Annotated in this window: 8 protein-coding genes and 1 pseudogene; 6 read left to right on the top strand and 3 right to left on the bottom strand. The window is 67.9% G+C overall.

The window, feature by feature from the left end; all coding sequences use genetic code 11:
• Window positions 1-499 precede the first annotated feature (499 nt).
• The gene (locus tag ABT186_RS47185) at window positions 500-784 is read right to left on the bottom strand and encodes a hypothetical protein (protein WP_351230841.1); all 285 of its coding nucleotides are present in this window, start codon (window positions 782-784) and stop codon (window positions 500-502) included.
• Between the two features lie 197 nt (window positions 785-981).
• Between ABT186_RS47185 and ABT186_RS48245 the strand changes: the two are divergent.
• Together ABT186_RS48245 and ABT186_RS47190 are read left to right on the top strand one after the other, a co-directional pair.
• Window positions 982-1187, top strand: a pseudogene (locus ABT186_RS48245) (IS1634 family transposase); the annotation flags it as partial.
• Window positions 1188-1348: 161 nt separating this feature from the next.
• A complete protein-coding gene (locus ABT186_RS47190) occupies window positions 1349-1564 on the top strand; it encodes a hypothetical protein (RefSeq protein WP_351930595.1) in 216 nt (71 codons plus the stop codon).
• Window positions 1565-1703: 139 nt separating this feature from the next.
• Here ABT186_RS47190 and ABT186_RS47195 read toward each other — a convergent pair whose 3' ends face one another.
• Complete coding sequence (locus ABT186_RS47195) at window positions 1704-1883, bottom strand: hypothetical protein (RefSeq protein ID WP_351230837.1); 180 nt, start codon at window positions 1881-1883, stop codon at window positions 1704-1706.
• Between ABT186_RS47195 and ABT186_RS47200 the strand changes: the two genes are divergently transcribed.
• Window positions 1876-2058, top strand: coding sequence for a hypothetical protein (locus ABT186_RS47200; RefSeq protein WP_351230835.1), 183 nt, complete (start codon window positions 1876-1878; stop codon window positions 2056-2058). The two genes, ABT186_RS47195 and ABT186_RS47200, sit on opposite strands and share 8 nt — an antisense overlap.
• A 443-nt stretch (window positions 2059-2501) precedes the next feature.
• Here ABT186_RS47200 and htpG read toward each other — a convergent pair whose 3' ends face one another.
• Window positions 2502-4412, bottom strand: coding sequence for a molecular chaperone HtpG (gene htpG, locus ABT186_RS47205; RefSeq protein WP_351930596.1), 1911 nt, complete (start codon window positions 4410-4412; stop codon window positions 2502-2504).
• 460 nt (window positions 4413-4872) lie between these two features.
• Between htpG and ABT186_RS47210 the strand changes: the two genes are divergently transcribed.
• The 3 genes from ABT186_RS47210 to ABT186_RS47220 all read left to right on the top strand — a co-directional run bounded on the left by ABT186_RS47210 (window position 4873) and on the right by ABT186_RS47220 (window position 6556).
• Window positions 4873-5652 (top strand): hypothetical protein, encoded by a 780-nt coding sequence (locus ABT186_RS47210; protein WP_351230832.1) that lies wholly within the window; start codon window positions 4873-4875, stop codon window positions 5650-5652.
• A gap of 163 nt (window positions 5653-5815) precedes the next feature.
• The gene (locus ABT186_RS47215; protein ID WP_351930597.1) at window positions 5816-5944 is read left to right on the top strand and encodes a hypothetical protein; all 129 of its coding nucleotides are present in this window, start codon (window positions 5816-5818) and stop codon (window positions 5942-5944) included.
• A 153-nt stretch (window positions 5945-6097) separates the two neighbouring features.
• Complete coding sequence (locus ABT186_RS47220) at window positions 6098-6556, top strand: hypothetical protein (RefSeq protein WP_351930598.1); 459 nt, start codon at window positions 6098-6100, stop codon at window positions 6554-6556.
• Window positions 6557-6700 lie beyond the last annotated feature (144 nt).

Raw genomic sequence — 6700 nt, forward strand, 5'->3', positions numbered from 1 at the left:
CGAGCCGACGTGCTCTTCGCGATGCTCCGCGACGGCACCTTCTACGACCCCCAACCCGCCCCCACGGGTTGACGAAACCCATAGGGGCACCCCCCCCCGCCACCGGAAGCACCACTGGACACTGCATCCCCCCTTGCTTTGGCTTCCCCCTGCCGCCTGTCTCAACTACCCAAATCCCCGTCAGGACAATCGCAGTGTGAGTCGACACCGCAACCCGCCGTCTTCGAAAAGAGAATCGAATTCCTTCTGCAAGAAGACCGTGCGCGCGACTCAACACGCTGAACTCGGCAGGGATGGCGAAGCCGGTGCAGAAAACTGCCGGAGATTGGCAAGCGGCCTACCGGGAGGCGCACAACGCGTGGACGCAGTTCAGCGCCGCGGCGGCTGCGGTCAGCATGGCCGGACCCCGAGGGGCGGTGGGGCCACGATGCCGGAGGACACCCACGCAGCCGGGCCGCCCGGGGCGCGCCGCATCGGCTCGGTGCCCCCAGCGTCTTCGCTATGCGGAAGCCACGACCGGGCCGGACATGACCTGGGGAGGGTTCGGGAGCAGCGACGCGAGGTTGTCCCGCACAAAGACCGCCGCCTTCTTGATCGATTCATCGGCTCCCGCTTCGCTTTCGAAGACGCTGGTCGAGAGCATGACTCCGTTCCCGGCATCGACCCAGTAGTAGGCCAGGAGACCAGGGATCTGACGGATGAGCGGCACGAACCCCTCGTTCACCCGACGCCCTGCCTCGGCCGGATCGGTCACTCCGGTGTACCGTCTGACGGCTGCGTACACGGCTGATCTCCTCGCGCGTCGCGTGCATCTGTTGCACAGACGCCGTACCCCTGCCACGTGTACTGCGCTCGCGAGTCGTCCGTCAATCACCGGAAACGACCAGCCGGTGGTCCGAATGGAGGCTCTGCTGATGGCCCGGGCCGGATGGCTGAGAGAGGTGGTGGAACAAGACCGCTATTACCCAGCGCTGAGCAAACAGTGCCGAGGACATCGCTCTGGAATGCAAGCAACTTCTCTCTCCAGGTGGGCGGGGCTGGAGGGACATGAAGCGACTGCTCGATCCCGCCCGGTCTACCACCGCCATGAGGTCCGCATCCGCGCCCACGTTCTGTTGTGCCGGCCGACGCTACAGTTGATCCGTGTCGCCGGGACCCGCACCGAGACCACCTGGAACCGTATCCGCGAAACCATGAGTTCCCCCATGATGGCGACACGATGTGCACTGTCCGGGGATAGGATTGCGCCTGCGAATCACGGAGGCTGAGATGTCCGTATTCTTCCGGCGCATGTCCAGCCGTCTGCCCCGTGTACGAGAGCTCTCGCTGCCGAAGAATGGAGGCCGTCATGACTGACCAGAGCGCCGCCGAGTTCGACGGCAAATGCGCGTTTGCCCTCAGTGTTGGCCCCGCAGAGAAAGCTCCGCTGGGCAACCCCAAGCATGTCCTCGTCAAAGACGGAAAGACCTACGTTTTCGCCGGCGTGGTGCCGAAGTGGCTGTTCCAGATCATCCCGGGCAGCGCCGCGCGAGCCCACAAGCACTGGGCATCAGCGGGCCATTAACCGTCGCCCCAGCAATGAGCCCCATGGACCGTGCCGGCCCTCCGCGGGTTGCTCAGCAGGCTGGCCAGGTCCGGGGCCGCGGTGCAGGCGGCGCGGATACGGTCGAGGAAGGAGGCGCGCGGATGAGGCAGCCGCCGCGTCAGATCCTGGCGACCGCGCCGTGGTCGATGTTCCAGCCATACTCGCCGACCGCGTGGTGGACCATCTTCCAGCCCTGGTCGTAGACGAAGACCTTCGACGCGTACAGCGCCGATTCGACCCGGGAGGCGAAGCGGGCGGCCTCGGTAAAGCTCAGCTCGGGGCGTCCGTTCGTGGGCATCGTCGCCGATGCTGCCCATCAGAAGGGCACAGGCCTCTCGACCGTCCGGACTGCGCTGGAACTCGGGTCCCCGGCCACCGCCATCGCCCAGGCAACTTCGCCCGCGCCGCCTCCGGCCAGTCCGGTGACCACGTCGGTGTGGGCCGGGACCTCGGCGGTGATCTCGATCAGGTAGGAGCCGAGCCGTCCCTCGTTTCAGGTGGGAAGATTCCGCGATCTCGGCCGGGCTGTAGGCGGCGACCTGGCGCAGCAGGTCGTATGCCTCGGCGATGAGCTGCATGTCGACGTACTCGATGCAAGTCCCGGGAGCCAAACCTGACGGTCGCCCACCTGCGTCAGGCCGAGCCCCCCACGCGCCCCGCCCCAGACCGTCCAGCTCCTTGGCCACGTCGGGGTGGGTCCAGACGCGCACTGCCGGATTGGCCTCGGCCGCCGCGCACCAGGACTTGGCCGTCCTTCTCCAGGCGGACCTCGGGGGCCTTCGAGTGAGGCCTGGAGGCACGGCGGCAGTACAAGGGGCGTACCAGGAATGTGACAGTCCCCAGGGCCCACGAGGAGACGGTGGGCGGCCTGCCCGTCTCCCCCCGGGGCAGGCCGCCGACACCTGGCGGAGCTGAGTTACAGCGCGCGTTCCAGACGGTCCGCCATCAGCTTGACGAACCGGGCCGGTTCCTTCGGCTGACCGCCCTCGGCAAGCACCGCCAGGCCGTGCAGGAGCTCGGCGGTCTCGACGAGCTCCGTGCGGTCCTCGCGCTCCTTGTACGCCTGGTTGAGGCCCTTCACCAGCCGGTGGTCCGGGTTGAGCTCCAGGATCCGCCTGGCGCGGGGCACTTCCTGGCCCATCGCGCGGTACATGTTCTCCAGGGCCGGGGTCAGGTCGTGCGCGTCGGAGACGACGCAGGCCGGGGAGACGGTGAGGCGGGAGGACAGGCGCACCTCCTTGATGTCCTCGTCCAACTGCTCCTTCATCCACCCGAGCAGCCCGGCGTACTCCTCGGTCTGCTTCTCCCGCTCGCCGTCGGGGGTGTCTTCCTCCTTGGCGGCGAGGTCGATTTGACCCTTGGCGACGGACTTCAGTTTCTTGCCCTCGTACTCGCCGATGGCGTCGGCCCACACCTCGTCGACAGGGTCGGTCAGCAGCAGCACCTCGATGCCCCGGTCCCGGAACGCCTCCATGTGCGGGGAGTTCTCGATGCTCTGCCGGGACTCGCCGGTCAGGTAGTAAATGTCGCCCTGCCCGTCTTTCATCCGCTCCACGTACTGCTTGAGCGTGACCGGCTCCATGTCGTGGTGCGTGCTCGCGAACGACGCGACGGCGAGGATGGCGTCGCGGTTCTCCGAGTCGGTGACCAGTCCCTCCTTCAGGACTGTGCCGAACTCCTGCCAGAACGTGGCGTAGCGCTGCTGGTCCCTGGTCATCAATTCCTTGACCGTGGAAAGGACCTTCTTCGTCAGCCGGCGCCGCATCATCTCGATGTGGCGGTCTTGCTGGAGGATCTCACGGGACACGTTGAGCGAGAGGTCCGCCGCGTCGACGACGCCCTTGACGAAGCGGAGGTACGGCGGCAGCAGAGCTTCGCAGTCGTCCATGATGAACACGCGCTTGACGTACAGCTGCACGCCGCGTTTGAAGTCCCGCGTGAACAGGTCGTGGGGGGCGTGAGCGGGGAGGAACAGCAGGGCCTGGTATTCGAAGGTGCCCTCCGCCTGGAGCCGGATCGTCTCCAGCGGGTCCCGCCAGTCGTGGCCGATGTGCTTGTACAGCTCGTGATACTCGTCGTCGGACACCTCGTCGCGCGGTCGCGCCCACAGCGCCTTCATGGAGTTGAGCGTTGCGGGTTCTGCTGCCTCGTCGCTCTTGTCGGCTGTGGCCGAACCCTCGGGCATCATCCGGATGGGCCAGGTGATGAAGTCCGAGTACCGCTTGATGATCTCTCTGATCTTCCCCGGGGAGGTGTAGTCGTGGAGCTGGTTGTCCGGGTCGGCCGGCTTGAGATGGAGCGTGACCGAGGTGCCCTGCGGTGCGTCGTCGACCGTCTCCAGCCTGTACGTGCCTTCGCCGCGCGATGTCCAGCGGGTGCCCTGGGTCTCGCCGGCGCGCCGGGTCACCAGGGTGACCTCGTCAGCCACCATGAAGCCGGAGTAGAACCCGACGCCGAACTGGCCGATGAGCCCCTCCGCCCCGGCCGCGTCCTTGGCCTCCTGCAGCTCCTGGAGGAACTTCGCGGTGCCTGAGTTGGCGATCGTGCCGATGAGCCGCCCGACCTCGTCGTACGACATCCCGATACCGTTGTCCCGTACGGTGAGGGTGCGGGCGTCCTTGTCGACGTCGATCTCGATGTGCAGATCGGACACGTCGGCGTCGAGCGAGTCGTCCCACAGCTTCTCGAGGCGCAGCTTGTCCAGCGCGTCGGAGGCGTTGGAGACGAGCTCCCGCAAGAAGACATCCTTGTTCGAGTAGACCGAGTGGATCATCAGCTGCAGGAGCTGACGGGCCTCTACCTGAAACTCAAACGTTTCAGTCGGCATGTTCGCGTATACCTCACAGGTGCTGTCGCCGGAACTGATGGAAGCCACTGTAAAACACCGCGTCAGGGCAGTGGCCGGGGTGTGGGAGCGGTGGCTGGATCCGCACGGCGCGTCCACGCTCGGGTCAGTCCCGCACCGAGCCCCGTGCGCCGCCCAGCACCAGGGGCCAGAGGCTGGGCATCTCGCCCCCCGATACTTCGGCCGGCGTTCCCACGGCCTCCGTGACCGCCGATATGAGCGGCGATTCCGCGTAGTATCTCCGGTGCGGCGCGGGGCCGTTGCGCCTGCTCCGAACCGCCGACACCACAGGCATGTTGGTCGCGAACCGGACGCTGCAGGACCGGCCCGGCCCAGGTCCCGCTCCGGATGCCCGGACGCCTGTTGGCCGCGGCGGATCACAAGGGGCAAGGTCACGGCTGATCGATCGTCAGGCGCCCGCGCGGTCTTGCAAACTGTGCTCATGACACGCACGAGGAAGATCGCTGCTGCGCTGTTAGCCGCATCGGCCGCGCTGCTCGCGACGCCCCCCACCGCCTCCGCCACCCCGACTACGCATACGACCTTCTTCAGGGAGAGCTTCGACCGCCTTCCCCTCGGCCCCGTCACCGCGGGCCGCGGCTGGATCGCCGACACCTCCAACAGTTCACTGACCGTCGAACCCAGCGCCACGGGCCACGGACGCGAACTGCGACTCCATACGCAACGCAACGGCCGCGCCTTCCTCGTTCTGCCCGACCTCGCGCCCGCCGGCAACAGCTTCTGGGCCCGGCTGCGACTGCGCATCGACCACTTCCCCACCGCTCCCGACTGGGCTCACTGGACCATCGCGGAAGCCTCCGGCTCCGATGTCCCCACACTGGTACGCCCGTTGGGCGGCCAGTACGTGCCCACCTCGCAGGCCAACTTCTGGGGCGTCGGCTCCGACCTGGGCCCCACCGGGGACTGGACCGCCTGGAAGACCTCGGCGCCCGCCACCGCCGGCACCTGGCAGTGCGTGGAGTTCCACCTCGACGCGGCCGACAACCGCGTCACCGTCTACCTGGACGGCGCGGAGAGGCCCGAGTTGACGGTATCCACGAAAGAACACGGCGGTACCATGGCCGACTTCCTCTTCCCGCATTTCGACAAGCTCAAGCTGGGGTGGCAGTTGTACCAGTCCGACCCCACTCCCCCGTCGTACGACCTCCATATGGACGACGTGGCGTTGGGCGGCAAGCGGGTGGGCGGGTGCGCCTCATGATGAGAGGTCTGCCCCGCAGGGCGGTGCTGGGCGGCATCGTCGGCGGGCTCGCCCGGGCGGCCTCGCCGGCCCGCCCAGCCATCGCAGCCGCAGGGTGCCAAGAGCCGTACGTCCCGCTGGAGGTCGGCGCCGGGGCGGCCCGGTCGGGACGGACCGGGTCCACGTGCTCAAGGTCGGCCCTGACACGGCACGCACCGTACTGGTGCTGGTTCCGGGCATGTTCGGGGCCGCGAACGACTTCCGCCGGCTCGCCCGGGACCTCGTCGCCGGCCTGCCCGGAGTGCAGATTTGAGCTTTCGACCGACGCGAGGAAAACCTGGCCGACCGTGCCGGATTCGCCACCGCGGACCCGGCCGCGTACTACCTGGACGGCCACTACCACGCGCTGGACCCCGACACCGCGGCCTTCGCGGCACGTTGGGGCCTGGCCCGCACCCTGGCGGACCTGCGCACCGTCCTCCGGGCTGCGGCCCGCGGCGGACGGCGCCGCGTCGTGCTCGGTGGCCACTCCTGGGGCGCCACCACGGCGATGGCCTATGCCGCCTGGGACTTCGACGGCAGTCCGGGGTATCGGGATCTCTCCGCTCAAGTACTCGTCGACGGCGGCGTGCGCGGGGCGTTCGACGGGACCGGGGAGCCGGTGCACAACTCTCCGGAGGAGGTGCGGGAGCGGCTGGCCGCCATCGAGGACGGAGCGGTCTTCGACATGACCCTGAGCGGGGTCGGGCTGGGCAGCCGGGCGGAGAACACACAGATCTGGTACCAGATCGCAGGCTGGTACGCACACCGGGACCCGGACGGCCGCTCGATCCTGCAACCCCGGATGCCAGACGCCCTGCGACCGCCGCTACCCGTCACCAACGCCGGTCTGCTGGGCACTTTGTTGACATCCTCCCCCTCTTAAAGGAGGGGGATTCCAACCCGGGTGGGTTGAGGTTCACGGGCGCTCGAACGGCCGGTGGCCGCCGTCACCCCTCCGGCACCGGCTGTTCGCCGGGGGCGGGGGATCCCGCCCTGTCCTGCCGCGACGTTGTGTGCTGCATTCTCA

Origin of the sequence: Streptomyces sp. NPDC001634 (assembly GCF_040298185.1) — a bacterium.
Lineage (GTDB): Bacteria > Actinomycetota > Actinomycetes > Streptomycetales > Streptomycetaceae > Streptomyces.